The sequence below is a fragment of the Pseudomonas sp. NPDC089996 genome, assembly GCF_044748405.1.
GTDB lineage: Bacteria > Pseudomonadota > Gammaproteobacteria > Pseudomonadales > Pseudomonadaceae > Aquipseudomonas.
In genome coordinates this window covers 17841-34963 of the sequence record NZ_JBIVGA010000016.1, presented here as the reverse complement: position 1 = coordinate 34963, position 17123 = coordinate 17841, and the positions used below count along the sequence as shown (strand labels likewise).

The window sequence follows — 17123 nt, the reverse complement described above, 5'->3', positions numbered from 1 at the left end:
CAGGATCAACGGCCCTTGCGCCGATACGGGAACACATCGATCACCTTGCCTTCCCTGATCGCCGCCTGCAGCCCCTTCCAGTAGTCCGCGTCATACAACTCCCCATGCAAGCGGCTGAACAACCGGCGCTGGCCGATATCGGCAAACAGGAACGGCGGGAACTCCTCGGGAAACACGTCGTGCGGCCCAATCGAGTACCACGGCTCGCCTGACATCTCATCCTCCGGGTAGCGCGGCGGCGGGATGTGCCTGAAGTTCACCTCGGTGAGGAAGCTGATCTCGTCATAGTCGTAGAACACCACCCGCCCATGCCGGGTCACGCCGAAGTTCTTCAGCAACATGTCACCCGGGAAGATGTTCGCCGCCGCCAGCTGCTTGATGGCCAACCCATAGTCCTCCAGCGCTTCGAGCACCTGCCCTTCGCTGGCGTGCTCCAGGTACAGGTTGAGCGGGGTCATGCGCCGCTCGGTCCAGCAGTGGCGCACCAGCACTGTGTCACCTTCAAGCGCCACGGTCGACGGCGCCACCTCCAGCAACTCGGCCAGGCACTCCGGGTCGAACTTGCCACGCGGGAAGCGGAAGTCGGCGAATTCCTGGGTATCGGCCATGCGCCCCACCCGGTCGACGCTTTTCACCAACCGGTACTTGTCGATCACCGTGGCCCGGTCGACGGTCTTGGACGGTGAGAAGCGGTCCTTGATGATCTTGAACACGGTGTTGAAACCCGGCAGGGTGAACACGCTCATGACCATGCCGCGCACCCCGGGGGCCATGACGAAGCGGTCGTCGCTGCTGGCCAGGTGGTTGATCAGGGCGCGGTAGAACTCCGACTTGCCCTGCTTGTAGAAGCCGATCGAGGTGTACAGCTCGGCAATGTGCTTGCCCGGCAGGATGCGCTTGAGGAAATTGACGAATTCCGCCGGCACTGGCACATCGGCCATGAAGTAGGAACGGGTGAACGAGAAGATGATCGACACCTCGGCCTCGTCGGTGATCAGCGCATCGGCCTCTATGCCATGGCCTTCGCGGTGCAGCAGCGCGATCACCAGCGGCCACTGCTCGTCGGCGTTGTACAGGCGGCCAACCAGGTAGGCCCCCTTGTTGCGGTACAGCACCGGCACGAACAGCTCCACGGCCAGGGCCGGGTCCTTGCACACCCAGTCCGGCAGGCATTCCTTCAATTGATCTTCAAGGCGTGTCACATCGCCTTCGAGGTCGCCATAGGCAAAGGCATAGTCAGCGAGAATGGCCCGCAACAGCCCCTTGAGGCTGCCTTCGGGCGTGTAGGTACGGGTCTGCGCGGCACGTTCGTGGCTGCGAATGGAGGGCCGGGTGGTGTGGATGAACATGCAGCCGTCGCTGATCTGGTCATGGCTGAACAGGCTACAGAACAGCGAGTTGTACCAGGTCTCCGCCAGTTCGTCGTCCAGCCGCGGGTCGATCAGGCGGATGTAGGCGCTTTTCACCAGCGGCCACTGCTCCACCTCCAGCAGCACCTCTTCGTCGAAACCATCGCGCAGCCAGGCGTTGACCTCGCCGACTTTCTGTTCATAAAGGTTGATGCGCACTGCCGATGCCCGCTGGATGTCCTGCCAGCGCGCCTGTTCGAAGCGCTCGCGGGCGCCGAGGGTGATGCGGCGAAAGTGCTCGCGGTAGTCGTCGAAGCCATCGAGGATCATCCGCGCGATCTCGCCGGCGGGCCAATGCTGGGTCATGCGCAACACCTCGGGGCTGGTGGAATTAAACAGATTAGCCTGCACTGGCCTCTTCGCGGGCACGCCCGCTCCCACAGGTTCTGCGCAAGCTTCGAGCCTGGCTCAATACCTGTGGGAGCGGGCGTGCCCGCGAAGAGGCCGGTGTAGGTTTACAGCGCAAGAAAGCACAAGAATCACCCAGTTCAGTGACGTACACTCGCGCCCTGCCCTGTCCCCGGAGACCGTTGTGAGCCCCATCGCCCTTGCCCGCCTGCTGACCCTTGCCGCTGTCTGGGGGGCGAGCTTCCTGTTCATGCGCATCATCGCCCCGGAGCTGGGCACCATCCCCACCGCGTTCTTCCGCGTCTCCATTGCCTGCCTGGGCCTGATCGCCATCCTCGCCGCCACCCGGGTGCGCTGGAACTTCGACGGCAAACTCGGCGCCTGCCTGGTACTGGGCATGATCAACTCAGGTATCCCGGCCACCTTCTATTCGGTGGCAGCGCAGGTGCTGCCTGCCGGTTACTCGGCCATTTTCAATGCCACCACGCCGTTGATGGGGGTGCTGATAGGCGCACTGTTCTTCCGCGAGCGCATGACCTTGCCCAAGCTGGCCGGCATCTTCCTCGGCCTGTTCGGCGTCGGCATCCTCAGCGGCGCCGGCCCGGTGGCGCTGGACATGGCCCTGGTGCAAGGCGCCCTGGCGTGCCTGGCGGCCACCACCTGCTACGGCTTTGCCGGTTTCCTCGCTCGGCGCTGGATCAGCGGCCTGGACAGCCGCCTGTCGGCCCTGGGCAGCATGCTCGGTGCGACCTTGCTGATGAGCCCGCTGTTCGCCTGGAGCGCGCTCACCCAGCCACCGGCAAGCTGGGGCGGCTGGCAGGTATGGCTGTCGCTGCTGGGCCTCGGTTTGCTGTGCACGGCCTTCGCCTACATCCTGTACTTCCGCCTGCTGGCCGAAATCGGCCCGGTCATGGCCAGTACCGTGACCTTCCTCATTCCCGTGTTCGGCGTGCTCTGGGGCGCCTGGTTGCTGGGCGAGCCGCTGTCGATGGCGCATCTGTACGGCGGCCTGCTGATTGGCCTGGCGCTGTGGCTGGTGCTGCGCCCCGCCCGTAACTGACCTGTAGGAGCGGCCTTGTGTCGCGAAAGGGCTGCGCAGCGGCCCCAGGATTTCGACAACAGTGCCGGTATAGCTGGGGCCGCTGCGCAGCCCTTTCGCGACACAAGGCCGCTCCTACAAGCGATCGCATTAACTGCAAGTACTTGTTTCACCTGCGAAACCACCCCCCGCCTGCGTTACCCGAAATTGCCCTGTTCGCTCGCACGACCCACGTCACTGCGCTGTAAATGGGCATTTCCGTGCCATATAGAAAACCTTGTTTCATATATAAAACAATCGAAAATTCGGCATCAACCTGTAACTAACTAATAAATAGCGTCTTTTTATAAATAAGAAGGAAATAATCCACCTGGCATTGTTCATGCACTAAACGGCGTATCACCTATAAAACAGACCAGCGAGTTGATCCCATGGCTGTGAAAGAGATGTACGCAATCGCCCCTCAGTGGAGTACGCCTCGCCCTTGCGATGCACAGGCGCCCACCGAAATCGAATTCCGCAATGTCGGCAAGGCCTTCCCGGCCAAAGGCCAACGCGAAGCCCCATTCGCCATCCGCGGTGTGAACTTCCAGATCCGTCGTGGCGAGGTGGTGTCGATCATCGGCCCGTCCGGCTGTGGCAAGAGCACCCTCCTCAACATGGGCTCGGGCCTGTACCGCCCCAGTGAAGGCGAAGTGCTGGTCAGCGGCGAGCGGGTCGACGGCCCGGTACCCAAGGTCGCCTTCATGCTGCAGAAGGACCTGCTGATGCCTTGGCGCAGCATCCGCCGCAACGTCGAACTGGGCCTGGAAATCCAGGGCATGCCGGCCCGTGATCGCAAGGTCATCGCCGAAGACCTGCTGGGCCGTTGCCACCTGCAAGGCTTTGCCGACCACTACCCGTTCCAGCTGTCCGGCGGCATGCGCCAGCGCGCCGCCCTGGCCCGAACCCTGGCCATCGACCCGCAGGTGCTGTTCCTCGACGAGCCGTTCTCGGCCCTCGACGCGCAGACCAAGATGATCCTCCAGCAAGACCTGGCGCGCATGCTGTTCGAGGAAAAGAAGACCGCGCTGTTCATCACCCATGACCTGGTCGAAGCCATCGCCCTGTCCGACCGCCTGCTGGTCATGAGCCCCCGCCCCGGCACGATCATCGAAGAAATCGAGATCGACCTGCCCCACCGCGACAACCCCCTCGAGCGCCGCAAGCTACCGGAAATCGGCCCGCTGGCCGGGCGCCTGATGGACCTGTTGCACGTCGGCGCCGACCACGAATTGCATTGATCGTCGTTCACTACCCCCGGGAGTCAGCATGTTCAATTCACCCTTCAAACGCCTTGCCCTTGCCGCACTAGGCCTGGCCCTGGCCCTGCAGGCCCAGGCCGAACCGACCAAGGTCACCTACCTGCTGCCAGCACCGCCCAGCCTGCCGGCCTTCGCGCCGTGGATCATCGCCAAGGAAAAGGGCTACTACCAGGCCCAGGACCTCGATCTGACCTTCATTGCCGCCAAGGGTGGCGTCGACGTGGCCAAGCAGATCGGCGCCGGCAACGCGCTGGTCGGCGGCGCCATTGGCGACACGCCGATCATCGTCCGCCCCAACGGCATTCCGGTGCGCACGGTGGCCGTGCTCGGCGGTGGCGGGGTGACCATGATCGCCACCAACGCCAGCGCCAACATCCACGGCATCCAGGACCTCAAAGGCAAGACCCTGACCGTGATGTCGTATTCCGACACCACTTACTACGCCCTGCTCGCCTCGCTTCGCAAGGCCGGGCTGAACAAGGACGACGTCGACATCCAGGCCGCGGGGCCATCCGGCGTCTGGCAGTTGTTCTCGGCCAACAAGGCCGAAGCCATGGCCGGGGTACCGGATTGGGTGGTCAATGCCGAGGACGCCGGGCTCAAGTATCAGCTGATCCCACGCGAGCAGGTATTCGAGAGCATGGCCCAAGCGATCCTCGCCTCGGACGATGCCATCAAGCATCACCCGCAGGTGGTGCGTGGTGTGGTCCAGGCCACCCTGCGCGGCCTGCAGGACATCCTCGACGACCCCAAGGCCGCGGCCGCCACCTTCGCCCGCGCAGTGCCCGCCTACGCCGGCAAGGAAGCCTCGCTGGAAAAGACCCTGCGCCTGTACGTGGAATACGTCTACGCCGGCCAGCCGGTGCCCGGGCGCATCGACCCGGCGCGCCTGGACGCGGTTCGCAAGTTCTATGTCAGCGAAGGCATCGTGCCGCGTGAAACGCCGCTCGACGAGCTCTACAGCAACCAGTTCATCGACACCCAGACCGCGGCCAAATGAAGCCCCGGCAACCAAGGTAAGCGCCTGATGAAAAAGCTCAACACCTCCGTGCTCGGCAGCCTTGCCCTGCTGCTGTTGTTCCTGTTGCTCTGGCAATGGGGCCCGCGCCTGCTCGGCATGCCCGAGTTCGTCATGCCGCCGCTCAGCCGCGTGGTCGAAGAAAGCGCGCTGATGTGGCATGGCAGCAGCCTGCTCGAACACACCCTGATCACCGCCTTCGAGATCATCGTCGGCTTCGCCCTCGGTGCCCTGCTCGGCGTGTCGATCGGTGTCGCCCTGGGCCTGTCACCGTCGGCCGAAGCCATGCTTTCGCCGTACATCCTGGCCCTGCAGATCGCGCCCAAGGTGGCCTTCGCCCCGCTGTTCGTGATGTGGCTGGGCTACACCATCTACCCGAAGATCCTGATCGCCATCCTCATCGTGTTCTTCCCGGTGATGATCAACGTGCTCTCGGCCATCCGCACCGTCGACCCGGACATGATCAACCTGGTACGCACCATGAACGCCAGCCGCTGGCAGATCTTCCGCCTGGTGGAGTTCCCCTCGGCCATGGCCGCGCTGTTCTCGGGCCTGCGCATCGCCTCGACCCTGGCGGTGATCGGGGTCACCGTCGGCGAATTGGTCGGCGGCAACCAGGGCCTGGGCTTCCTGCTGGTGGACGCCGAAGGCCAGGGCAATACCGCTGGCGTGTTCGTGGCAATCGTCATGCTCACCCTGATCGGCGTGCTGGCCTATGGCGCCGTGGTCTGGGCCGAAAAACGCGTGCTGCATTATCTCCCCAAAGCCATGCTGAGTACTTCCTGATGAGCTACTACAACCTTCTCGAAGGCCGCCGCGTGCTGGTCACCGGTGGTGCCCGCGGCCTGGGCTACGCATTCGCCCAGGCCATCGCCCAGGCCGGTGCCCGAGTGGTGATCGCCGACATCCTCGCCGGCCGCGTGCAGCAGGCCGCCTGCGAGCTGAGCGCCCAGGGCCTGGACGTCAGCGGGGTCAGCCTGGACCTGGCCGACCCGGACTCGATCACCCGCTGCATGGAGCGCACCGTCGAGCGCCTGGGCGGCCTCGATGGCCTGGTCAACAACGCCTCGATCACCAACTCCGGTGGCAAGACCTGCGAAGAACTGGACATCGAAACCTGGGACCAGGTGATGCAGGTCAACGTGCGTGGCACCTGGCTGATGACCCGCGCCGCCCTGCCGGCGCTGCGCGACAGCGGACGCGGAGCGATCGTCAACCTCGCCTCCGACACACCGCTGTGGGGCGCGCCGAACCTGCTGGCGTATGTCGCCAGCAAGGGCGCGCTGATCGCCATGACCCGCAGCCTGGCCCGCGAGCTTGGCGGCGACAACATCACCCTCAACGCCATCGCCCCCGGGTTGGTGCAGGTCGAGGCCACGGCCTACGTACCCGAAGCCCGCCAGCGCCTGTACATCGACCAACGGGCCATCCAGCGCCCGCAACTGCCCGACGACGTCAGCGGCGCCGTGCTGTTCGCCCTGTCCGATCTGTCGCGCTTCATCACTGGACAAACCCTGCCGGTCAACGGCGGGTTCGTCATGCCCTGAGCAAAGGAGACCGCCATGAACGATCTTTCCGTGCAACAACAAACGCCGAAAACCTGGGAACAACCGGCAGGCTCCGACCTGGCCGCCTGGATGAAGACCCGCATCGCCCGTTATGAAACCCGCCGCTACGACTGGGACGCGCTGAAGTTCCAGGCCGACTACGACCCCAAGTTCCGCCGCGCACAGATGCGCTACGTGGGCACCGGTGGCACGGGTGTGGGCAGCGACATGAACACCATCCCGTCAGAACACTTCACCTTCTCGACCATGGTCATTCCGGCCGGCCATGAAGGCCCGCCGCACCTGCACACCGACGTCGAGGAAGTGTTCTTCGTGCTGCGCGGCAAGCTCAAGGTGGTGATCGAGAAAGATGGCGAGCGCTTCGAAACCATCCTTACCGACCGCGACCTGATTTCCGTGCCGCCGGGGGTGTACCGCGAAGAGATCAACATCGGCGACGAAGATGCGCTGATGTGCGTGATGCTCGGCGCCAAGAAGCCGGTCACCCCCACTTATCCGCCAGCCCACCCGCTGGCCTCGATCAAGCGCGGTTAAGCCGATGCCAGCGCTCACCGACACCTACGTCAGCCAGCTTCAGCGGCAGTTCGGCGAACGCCTGCTGCAGTTGGCCGATGGCCAGCAGGCAGTCCGCGAAGCCGGCAGCGGCGAGGCGATCGTGCTGCTGCATGGCATCGGCTCGGGCGCAGCGAGCTGGCTGCAGGTCGCCCTGGGCCTGTGCCAGCGGGCCCGAGTGATCGCCTGGGACGCACCGGGCTACGGCCACTCCACGCCGCTGCCGATGGCCAGCCCGCGGGCCGGCGATTACGCCGCACGCCTGGCCAGCCTGCTTGACGCCCTGGCGCTCGAGCGCTGCGTGCTGGTCGGCCATTCGCTCGGTGCAATGACTGCCGCCGCCTTCGCCCAGCGCCACCCCGAGCGGGTCAGTGAACTGGTGTTGCTGAGCCCGGCACGTGGTTACGGCACTCGGCCCGAGCAAGGTCGGGCGGTGCGCGACAAGCGCCTGCACGACCTGGCAATGCTAGGGGTCGAGCGCCTTGCCCAGATGCGCAGCGCCAACCTGGTGTCCACCAACGCCAGTGACAATGCCCTGGCTTGGGTGCAGTGGAACATGGCGCGGCTGCTGCCGGTGGGCTACCGCCAGGCCATCGAACTGCTGTGCGGCGACGACTTGCTGAGCTATCGCCAACAAAGCGTGCCCTGCCAGGTGCACTGCGGCAGCGCCGACAGCATCACCACGGCCGACGATTGCCGGGCACTGGCCCAGGCTTTCAGCGCCCCGTTCCAACTGATCCACGGCGCCGGCCATGCCTGCGCCATCGAACAACCCGAAACGGTGACCGGGCGGCTGGCCCGGGCACTGGACGCCTCTTTCACAGGTAGCGTGCAATGAACGATACGGATGCCACGAAGGACAACCAGGACCGCTATACCGTCCCTGGACTTGAGCGCGGTCTGTTGCTGCTGTGCGAATTCAGCCGGCAGAACCGCACCCTGACCGCCCCCGAGCTGGCCCGCCGCCTGGCGCTGCCGCGCTCGACCATTTTCCGCCTGCTGAGCACCCTGGAAAGCATGGGCTTCGTCACCCGCAACGGTAACGAATACCGCCTGGGCATGTCGGTACTGCGCCTGGGCTTCGAATACCTGGCCTCGCTGGAACTGACCGAATTGGGCCAGCCGGTGCTGGCGCGGCTATGCGACCACCTCAACTACCCGAGCAACCTGGTGGTGCGCGACGGCCGCTCGATCGTCTACGTAGCCAAGGTCTCGCCGCCTTCGGTGTTCTCCAGCGCGGTCACCGTCGGTACCCGCCTGCCGGCCCACGCCACGGTGCTGGGGCGCGTGCTGCTGGCCGACCTGAGCCTGGCCGAGCTGCGCGAGCTGTACCCCGAAGAGCATCTCGAACAACACTCGCCGAACACGCCGAAGACCGTGCTGGAGCTGTTCGACCTGGTCCAGGCCGACCGCCTGCGCGGCTATGTGCATGGCGAGGGCTTCTTCGAATCGACCATCTCCACCCTGGCCTCGCCGGTGCGTGATGCCAGTGGCCGGGTCGCCGCCGCGCTGGGCCTGACCATCCCCACCGCGCAGGTCGGCCATATCAACTTCGACAGCCTGCTGGGCCAGGTGCGCGGCAGCGCCGATGAGTTGTCCAGGCTGCTCAATTACCGACCGGGCGCTGGCCAGGTCACCGCGCTGATGAGGGACTGAAGATGAACCTCTACCAACTGCATGACAGCACCGCGATCGTCACCGGCGGCTCGTCCGGTATCGGCCTGGCCTGTGTCGAGCTGCTGCTCGAAGCCGGCGCCCGCGTGGCCTTCTGCGGCCGTGACGGCGACCGCCTGCGCAGCGCCGAAACCAGTCTGCGGCAGCGCTTCCCCGAAGCGCAGCTATTGGCCCAGGTATGCGACGTGCTCGACCCTGATGCCGTGCAGGCCTTCGCCGCCGCCAGCCAAGCCGCACTGGGCCCGGCACAGGTGCTGATTAACAACGCCGGGCAAGGCCGGGTGTCGACCTTCGCCGACACCAGCGACGCTGCCTGGACCGAAGAGCTGCAGCTCAAGTTCTTCTCGGTGATCCACCCGGTGCGCGCCTTCACCCCCCAACTGCAAGGCCAGCCCGGCGCATCGATCGTCTGCGTCAACTCGCTGCTCGCCAGCCAGCCCGAACCGCACATGGTCGCCACCTCGGCAGCCCGCGCCGGCTTGAAGAACCTGGTGCGCTCGATGGCCTTCGAGTTCGCCGAACAAGGCATCCGGGTCAACGGCATTCTCATCGGCCTGGTCGAGTCCGGGCAGTGGCGCCGGCGCTTCGAAGCCCGCGAAGAGCGCGCGCTGGACTGGGCGCAATGGACCGCCCATCTGGCCCGCCGCAAGCAGATCCCGCTAGGCCGCCTGGGCCTGCCGAAGGAAGCCGCCCAGGCCATCCTGTTCCTCGCTTCGCCACTGTCGTCCTACACCACTGGCAGTCATATCGATGTTTCTGGAGGCTTGTCCCGCCATGCGTAACGAAAACACCGTCACCGTCGGTGCCGTGATCACCGCGTTCCTCGAGCAGTGCGAAGTCAAGGCCGCGTTCGGCGTGATCTCGATCCATAACATGCCGATCCTCGACGCCTTCGCCGTGCGCGGCAACATCCGCTTCATCATGGCCCGCGGCGAAGCCGGCGCCACCAACATGGCCGATGCCTACGCCCGCAGCGTCGGCGGCCTGGGCGTGTGCCTGACCTCCACCGGCACCGCCGCCGGCAATGCCGCCGGGGCGATGGTCGAGGCGCTCACCGCTGGCACCCCGCTGCTGCACATCACCGGGCAGATCGAAACCCCCTATCTGGACCAGGAACTGGCCTACATCCACGAAGCGCGCGACCAGCTGACCATGCTCAAGGCGGTGTCCAAGGCCGCGTTCCGCGTGCGCAGCGTCGAGACCGCGCTGAGCACCCTCAAGCTGGCCGTGCAGACCGCCCTCACCGCGCCCACCGGCCCGGTCAGCGTGGAGATCCCGATCGACATCCAGTCGGCGCTTATTCCGATGCCCGGCGACCTGTCGCCGCTGCCGATCCCGGTCGCCGCGCCTGCCGCAGAAGCCCTGGACCTGGTCGCCGAGCGCCTGGCCAGCGCCACCCGCCCGTTGCTCTGGCTGGGCGGCGGCGCCCGGCATGCCGGCGCGCAGGTCAAGCGCCTGCTGGACATGGGCGTCGGCGTGATCACCTCGACCCAGGGCCGTGGCGTGGTCAACGAAGACGACGAGCGTTGCCTGGGCGCCTTCTCACAGAACAAGCTGGTCGAAGGCTTCATGCAGACCTGCGATGCGCTGGTGGTGGCCGGCTCGCGGCTGCGCAGCAACGAAACCTTCAAGTACGCCCTGAAGCTGCCGCGCACCACCCTGCGCATCGACGCCAACCCGGCCATCGAAGGCCGCAGCTACCCCAGCGACCTGTTCATATGCGGTGACGCCGCGCTGGCCCTGGACGGCCTGGCCGATCGCCTGCAAGGCCGCCTGAACATCGACCCGGCCTTCATGGGCGAACTCAAGGCGGTGCGCGCCGAGGCGCGCAAACAGCTGGTGGCCGACCTCGGACCCTACTCGGCGATGGTCGAGCAGTTGCAAGCGCAGACCGGGCGCAACTTCACCTGGGTGCGCGACGTGACCCTGTCCAACAGCATCTGGGGCAACCGCCTGCTCAACCTCTACCACCCGCAAGCCGGCGTGCATGCGCTTGGTGGCGGCATCGGCCAAGGCCTGGCCATGGGCATCGGCGCCGCCATCGCCGCCGCCGAAACCGCACCCGGGCGCAAGGTGTTCGCCCTGGCCGGTGACGGTGGCTTCATCCTCAACCTGGGAGAACTGGCGACCTTGGTGCAGGAGAAAGCCAACGTGGTCATCCTGCTGATGAACGACCAGCGCTACGGGGTGATCCGCAACATCCAGGACGCCATCTACGGCGCCCGCCACGCCTACGTCGAGCTGCACACTCCGGACTACGCCAAGCTTGCCGAATCGCTGGGCCTGCGCCATGGCCTGGTGCGCGACCTCAAGGACTTCGGCACGGTGCTCGAAGGCGCCCTGGGCAGCGACGGCCCGTTCCTGCTGGAAGTCGACATGCTCAGTGTCGGCCCGTTCGCCACCCGGTTCGCCGGCCCGCCCAACAGCGAAACCCGCTCGCAGAAAGCCACCGCCGCCTGAGGATTTGCCCATGCTGCATATCACCATGATCGGCTGCGGCGCCATCGGCGTGGCCGTGCTGGAACTGCTGGAGCATGACCCGCAGTTGCAGGTTGATGCGGTCATCGCCTCGCCCGGCTCCGAAGCGCTGGTGGTCGAGCGCCTGTCACGCCTGCGCCGGCCACCGCAAGTGCTGACCGCGCTGCCGGCCGACGCGCGCCCCGACCTGCTGCTCGAATGCGCCGGCCACCGCGCCATCGAAGAACATGTGCTGCCAGCGCTCGAGCGCGGCATCCCGTGCCTGGTGGTCTCGGTTGGCGCCTTGTCCGAACCGGGGCTGGTCGAGCGCCTGGAAGCGGCGGCGGCGCGTGGCACTACCCGCATCGAGCTGCTGCCCGGCGCCATTGGCGGCATCGATGCACTGTCGGCGGCCAAGGTCGGCGGCCTGGACACTGTGGAGTACACCGGGCGCAAGCCGGCGCGGGCCTGGAAGGACACGCCGGCCGAGCAGGCCTGTGCCCTCGACAGCCTGGGCGAGGCCACGGTGATCTTCCAGGGCAGCGCCCGCGAAGCCGCCCGGCTGTACCCGAAGAATGCCAACGTCGCCGCCACCCTGTCGCTGGCCGGGCTGGGCCTGGACCGCACCTGGGTGACCCTGATCGCCGACCCGCACAGTGAAGAGAACGTGCACCAGGTCAAGGCCCGCGGCACCTTCGGCGGCTTTGAAATGCGCCTGCACGGCAAGCCGTTGCAGGCCAACCCGAAAACCTCCGCGCTGACCGTGTACAGCGTGGTCCGCGCCCTGGGCAACCATGCCCATGCCATTTCCATCTAGGGGAACGCCATGACTGCGGAACAGACTCTACCCCTTTGCATCGCCGGCACCTGGCGCCTGGGCGGTGGTGCGCGCTACGCCACCTGCTACCCGGCCACCGGCGAACCGGTGGCCTGGCTCAACGCCGCCAGCCTGGACGATGTCGAAGCCGCCGTACAAGGCGCGCACCAGGCCTTCCTGCACAGCGGCTGGGCGCAGCGTAAACCCCATGAACGCGCTGCCGTTCTCTACCGCATCGCCGGGTTGATCCGCGAACGCGCCGAGGAGCTGGCGCAGCTGCAACGCCAGGACAACGGCAAGCCGATCAACGAGACACGCGCCCTGGTGGCCAGCGCCGCCGGCACCTTCCAGTTCTTCGCTGCTGCCTGTGAGACCCTGGAAGAAACCATCACCCCGTCGCGCGGCGATTTCGTCAGCATGAGCGTGTATGAGCCGATGGGCGTAGTCGCGGCGATCACCCCCTGGAACTCGCCCATTGCCAGCGAGGCACAGAAAGTCGCCCCAGCTCTGGCCGCCGGCAATGCCGTGGTGATCAAACCGGCAGAAATCACCCCGCTGCTGGCCCTGCAACTGGCACGCATCTGTGAAGACGCCGGCCTGCCCAAGGGGCTGGTCAGCGTGCTGCCGGGCAAGGGCTCGCTGCTCGGCGATGCGCTGACCCGCCACCCGTTGGTCAAACGCGTGTCCTTCACGGGCGGCACGAAAACGGGCAAGCACATCGCCCATATCGCCGCCGACAAGATGATGCCCGTGTCGCTGGAGCTGGGCGGCAAGTCGCCGACGATCGTGCTTGACGACGCCGACCTCGACCACGCCGTGGCCGGGGTGCTGTACGGCATCTTCAGTTCCTCCGGCGAGGCCTGCATCGCCGGCTCCCGGTTGTTCGTCGCCCGCCCCCTGTACGAGCCGTTCATGGCCCGCCTGACCGCTGCCGCCGCGCAACTTCGCCTGGGCGACCCGGCCGACGAGGGAACGCAGATGGGCCCGCTGATCAGCGCCGCCCACCGTGAGTCGGTGGAGCGCTACGTCGCCCTCGGCCTGGCCGAGGGCGGACGCCTGCGCCTGGGTGGCCAGCGTCCGAGCGGCGGCCTGTTCGACCAGGGCTACTTCTACCCGCCGACCATCCTCGAAGGCCTGGGCAACCAGCAGCAGGTGTGCCAGGAAGAAATCTTCGGCCCGGTGCTGGTGGCCATGCCCTTCGACAGCGAGGCCGAACTGATCGAGCAGGCCAACGACAGCTTGTACGCCCTCGCCGCTGGCATCTGGAGCCGTGACTACAAGCGCGCCTGGGCACTGGGCCGCAAGCTGCAGGCCGGCACGGTATGGATCAACACCTACAAGCAGTTCTCCATCTCGACCCCGTTCGGCGGCTGGCGCGACAGCGGCCTGGGCCGCGAGAAGGGTCGCCTGGGCATCCTGCAGTACATGGAACAAAAGAGCCTCTACTGGGGCATGAACCAACAACCGCTGGCCTGGGCCGGCGTGGAGGCAGGGCAATGAGCGTACTGGGCATCGACGAAGTCACCTACGGCGTGGAGGACCTGGCCACCAGCGCACGGTTCTTCAGCGACTGGGGCCTGACCCAGGTCAGCGCCGCTGACGATGAAATCGTCTTCGAAACCCTCAACGGCTGCCGCGTGATCCTGGCCGCCATCGACAAACCCGGCCTGCCGCCGGCCATCGAGCCGGGCTCGACCGTGCGCGAAGTGGTCTGGGGCGTGGAGAGCCAGGCCGACCTTGCCCTCTACAGCCAGCGCATCGCCAACGACCCGGGCTTTGTCGAAGGCAACGGCCGCATCGGCTGCACCGACCCCAACGGCCTGGCGATCCGCCTGCAGGTGACCCGCAAGCGCCCGCTGGAGCTCGAATGCAGCGGCCACAACACCTGGCAGACCAAGGGCCGCATCAACAAGCCGGCGCCGGTGTACGAGCGCGCCACGCCGATCGAAGTCGGCCATGTGGTGTTCTTCGTCACCGACGTCAACGCCTGCGAAGCGTTCTACCACGAGCGCTTCGGCTTCCAGGCGTCGGACCGTTACCCGAACCGCGGCGCCTTCCTGCGCACCGCAGAGGAAGGCGGCCACCACGACCTGTTCATGCTGCAGCTGCCGGCCCCACGGGCCGGGCTCAACCACGTGGCGTTCACCGTGCGCGACCTGCACGAAGTGTTCGGCGGCGGCATGCACATCTCGCGCTGCGGCTGGGCCACCGAGATCGGCCCAGGCCGGCACCCCGTGTCGTCGGCGTTCTTCTGGTACTTCAAGAACCCGGCCGGCGCACTGGTCGAGTACTACGCCGACGAAGACCAGCTGACCGGCGACTGGCAGCCGCGCGAGTTCGAACCCGGGCCAACAGTGTTCGCCGAATGGGCGATCGCCGGGGGCATCGACGGCAACACCCGGCGCCAGCAGCACGCTGAAGCGCCACAAGGCAAATTCCTCACCGACAAACCGAAGAATAATTGAGGGCCACCCCATGAGCAGCACCGAGGTTTACCTGCAACCCCATCAGGCGCGCAAGCGCCCCAACACGCCATTCGAGGACCTGCTCGGCGATTCGATCGAACGCGCCTACGGCAATGGCGTGAGCGAACTGGGCGAACTGCTCGCCCACCTCGATCTGGCCGGCCCGCCCTGCCCGCTGACAAGCGGCCAGTGGACCGAACACGCTTTCAAAACCCTGATGGCACGGCTGGGCGAGTGACCCGCTGGAGGCAGAACAAGATGAACATGCACGTAACCGTCGACCCTGTTGAACAACACCTGGCCAATGGCTTGAAAGACCTCTGGTTCCCGGTATTGCCGTCGGAGCTGCTTGGCGAGCGGCCGCTGTCGATCCGCCGCCTGGGCTACAAGATCGCCCTGTGGCGCGACAACGATGGCAGTGTCCACGCCCTCGAAGATCACTGCCCACATCGCGGTGCACCGCTTTCCCAGGGCCCGGTGCTGGGCGACCGCCTGCAGTGCCCTTACCACGGCGTCGAAGTGCGCTGCGACGGCACCGTCACCAAGGTGCCCGGCAGCCCAGGCTGCAAGCTCGAAGGCAGCCGCCCGACACGGATGTTCCATACCCGCGAGGCAGCCGGGGCGATTTTCCTGTTCAATGCCACCGACCCGCACCTGGACACGCCGCCCGAACTGGTACTGCCCGAACAACTGACCTCGCCCGAGTGGAGCAGCTTCCTTTGCTACACCGAGTGGAAAGGCGACTACCGTTACGTGCTCGACAATGTCATGGACCCGATGCACGGCACCTACCTGCACAAGATGTCGCACTCGATGAGCGAGGGCGAGGCCACCGCCAGGTTCGTCACCCGCGACACCGAGCAGGGTTTCTTCTTCGAGAAGGAAGGCCAGCGCGGGGTCAACTTCGACTGGACCGAATTCCTCGACAACGGCTGCCACTGGCTGCGCCTGGAAATCCCCTACCCGAAAACCGGCGGCCCGGGCGGCAACTTCACCATCATCGGCAGCTACACCCCGAGCAGTCGCGCGCTGGCGGCGGTGTTCCACTGGCGCGCGCGGCCGCTGACCGGCTGGCAGCGCGACACCTGGCGCTTCCTCTACAAGAACCGCCTGGAAGCACGCCACTGGGCGGTGCTGGAGCAGGACCGGGTGCTGCTGGAGTTCATGGAACCGGACGCCAACCAACGCGAAAACCTGTACCAGCATGATCTGGGCGTGGTGCGCCTGCGCCGCTACCTGAAAGGCAAGGCCAAGGAACAGCTGGCCCTGATCGAAGCCAAACAACTGCCGTGAGGTGAGCGATGTCCAACGCATCCGTAGTCAGCGCGCTGGTGCATACCCTGCCTCATGAAGCCGACGGCGTCATCAGCGTCGAGCTGCGGCCTTGGGGCGACACCGTATTCGCCCCGTTCGAGGCCGGCGCGCACATCGACCTGCACCTGCCCAACGGCCTGGTGCGCAGCTACTCGCTGCTCAACTCGCCGAGCGACCAGGGGCGCTATGTGGTCGGCATCCTGCGCGACCGCAGCAGCCGTGGCGGCTCGCGCTATGTGCACGAACAGCTGCGCGTGGGCACGCAGCTGAGCATCTCGCAACCGCGCAACAATTTCGCCCTGGACACCCGCGCCAGCCACAGCGTGCTGGTGGCTGGCGGCATCGGCATCACGCCGATCTACTGCATGTTCCGCCAGTTGCTGGCGCTGGGGCGCCCGGCCGAGCTGATCTACTGCGCCCGCTCGCGGCGCGAGGCGGCGCTGCTAGAGCCGTTGGCGGAACTGGGGGCGAAGGTGGTGTACCACTTCAATGACGAGAAAGGCAGTTTGCCGGACCTCGCCCAATACCTGGCAGGCCGCAGTGCCGACACGCACTTCTACTGCTGCGGGCCGACGCCGATGCTCGATGCGTTCGAGGCGACCTGCGAACAGCTGGGCTATACCCACGCGCACATCGAGCGCTTCACTGCCGTGGAAGTGGCCGCAGCCGAGGATGCCCTGGATAGCTACAGCGTCGAGCTGCGCAAAAGCGGCAAGACGCTGAATGTCGAGCCGGGGTTGAATCTGCTGGACGTACTGCTGGAGGCCGGTTGCGACATCGACCACAGCTGCCGTGAAGGCGTGTGCGGCTCGTGCGAGACACGGGTGCTGGAAGGCGATATCGACCACCGCGACGGCGTGCTGACCAAGGCCGAGCGTGCGGCCAATGGCTCGATGATGGTCTGTGTGTCGGGCTGCAAGAGCCGGCGCCTGGTGCTGGACCTCTGACCTTCCTGTGCCGGCCTCGTCGCGGGACAAGCCCGCTCCTACAGGGACCGCGCACCCCTTGTAGGAGCGGGCTTGCCCCGCGAAAGGGCCGGCACAGGCACAACAAAAACTAGAACAATAAAACCACCCCCCAGTTTTTGCTTTCAGCCAGCTATCCCTCGAAACATCCCTGCAAAGGGGTGAGGGCCCGCTGCTGCCCGCGAAAACTGCC

Annotated in this window: 17 protein-coding genes; 16 read left to right on the top strand and 1 reads right to left on the bottom strand. The window is 66.1% G+C overall.

Going from position 1 to position 17123, the window contains the following annotated elements; translation table 11 throughout:
• Positions 1-5: 5 nt before the first annotated feature.
• Entirely contained in the window at positions 6-1715 is a 1710-nt protein-coding gene (gene aceK, locus ACIPW4_RS23190; RefSeq protein ID WP_400661892.1) for a bifunctional isocitrate dehydrogenase kinase/phosphatase, read from the bottom strand.
• A 226-nt stretch (positions 1716-1941) separates the two neighbouring features.
• Here aceK and ACIPW4_RS23185 point away from each other — a divergent pair, with 226 nt between their 5' ends.
• The 16 genes from ACIPW4_RS23185 (at position 1942) to ACIPW4_RS23110 (ending at position 16912) form a co-directional block, all read left to right on the top strand.
• Positions 1942-2817, top strand: a complete 876-nt coding sequence (locus tag ACIPW4_RS23185; protein WP_400661890.1) for a DMT family transporter — start codon at positions 1942-1944, stop codon at positions 2815-2817.
• A gap of 425 nt (positions 2818-3242) precedes the next feature.
• Positions 3243-4079: an ABC transporter ATP-binding protein gene (locus ACIPW4_RS23180; protein WP_400662049.1), complete on the top strand. Its 837-nt coding sequence runs from the start codon at positions 3243-3245 to the stop codon at positions 4077-4079.
• Between the two features lie 28 nt (positions 4080-4107).
• The gene (locus ACIPW4_RS23175) at positions 4108-5100 is read left to right on the top strand and encodes an ABC transporter substrate-binding protein (protein WP_400661887.1); all 993 of its coding nucleotides are present in this window, start codon (positions 4108-4110) and stop codon (positions 5098-5100) included.
• A 27-nt stretch (positions 5101-5127) separates the two neighbouring features.
• Positions 5128-5904: an ABC transporter permease gene (locus ACIPW4_RS23170; RefSeq protein ID WP_400661884.1), complete on the top strand. Its 777-nt coding sequence runs from the start codon at positions 5128-5130 to the stop codon at positions 5902-5904.
• A complete protein-coding gene (locus ACIPW4_RS23165) occupies positions 5904-6665 on the top strand; it encodes an SDR family oxidoreductase (protein ID WP_400661882.1) in 762 nt (253 codons plus the stop codon). Before ACIPW4_RS23170 ends, ACIPW4_RS23165 begins: the two co-directional genes overlap by 1 nt.
• Positions 6666-6680: 15 nt before the next feature.
• Positions 6681-7220, top strand: coding sequence for a cupin domain-containing protein (locus tag ACIPW4_RS23160; RefSeq protein WP_400661880.1), 540 nt, complete (start codon positions 6681-6683; stop codon positions 7218-7220).
• A 4-nt stretch (positions 7221-7224) separates the two neighbouring features.
• The gene (locus tag ACIPW4_RS23155) at positions 7225-8076 is read left to right on the top strand and encodes an alpha/beta fold hydrolase (protein ID WP_400661878.1); all 852 of its coding nucleotides are present in this window, start codon (positions 7225-7227) and stop codon (positions 8074-8076) included.
• A complete protein-coding gene (locus ACIPW4_RS23150; RefSeq protein WP_400661875.1) occupies positions 8073-8894 on the top strand; it encodes an IclR family transcriptional regulator in 822 nt (273 codons plus the stop codon). The genes ACIPW4_RS23155 and ACIPW4_RS23150 overlap by 4 nt, the downstream gene beginning before the upstream one ends.
• Positions 8895-8896: 2 nt before the next feature.
• Positions 8897-9694, top strand: a complete 798-nt coding sequence (locus tag ACIPW4_RS23145) for an SDR family oxidoreductase (RefSeq protein WP_400661872.1) — start codon at positions 8897-8899, stop codon at positions 9692-9694.
• Positions 9687-11372: a thiamine pyrophosphate-binding protein gene (locus ACIPW4_RS23140; RefSeq protein WP_400661870.1), complete on the top strand. Its 1686-nt coding sequence runs from the start codon at positions 9687-9689 to the stop codon at positions 11370-11372. The genes ACIPW4_RS23145 and ACIPW4_RS23140 overlap by 8 nt, the downstream gene beginning before the upstream one ends.
• A 10-nt stretch (positions 11373-11382) precedes the next feature.
• Positions 11383-12186 (top strand): aspartate dehydrogenase, encoded by an 804-nt coding sequence (locus ACIPW4_RS23135; RefSeq protein ID WP_400661867.1) that lies wholly within the window; start codon positions 11383-11385, stop codon positions 12184-12186.
• A 9-nt stretch (positions 12187-12195) separates the two neighbouring features.
• The gene (locus ACIPW4_RS23130) at positions 12196-13686 is read left to right on the top strand and encodes an aldehyde dehydrogenase (RefSeq protein ID WP_400661866.1); all 1491 of its coding nucleotides are present in this window, start codon (positions 12196-12198) and stop codon (positions 13684-13686) included.
• The gene (locus ACIPW4_RS23125; protein ID WP_400661864.1) at positions 13683-14651 is read left to right on the top strand and encodes a VOC family protein; all 969 of its coding nucleotides are present in this window, start codon (positions 13683-13685) and stop codon (positions 14649-14651) included. Before ACIPW4_RS23130 ends, ACIPW4_RS23125 begins: the two co-directional genes overlap by 4 nt.
• 10 nt (positions 14652-14661) lie before the next feature.
• Positions 14662-14889: a recombinase-like helix-turn-helix domain-containing protein gene (locus ACIPW4_RS23120; RefSeq protein WP_400661862.1), complete on the top strand. Its 228-nt coding sequence runs from the start codon at positions 14662-14664 to the stop codon at positions 14887-14889.
• 20 nt (positions 14890-14909) lie between these two features.
• On the top strand, positions 14910-15944 hold the full coding sequence (locus tag ACIPW4_RS23115; RefSeq protein ID WP_400661859.1) for a Rieske 2Fe-2S domain-containing protein: 1035 nt from the start codon (positions 14910-14912) through the stop codon (positions 15942-15944).
• Positions 15945-15952: 8 nt separating this feature from the next.
• A complete protein-coding gene (locus ACIPW4_RS23110) occupies positions 15953-16912 on the top strand; it encodes a PDR/VanB family oxidoreductase (protein ID WP_400661857.1) in 960 nt (319 codons plus the stop codon).
• Positions 16913-17123 lie beyond the last annotated feature (211 nt).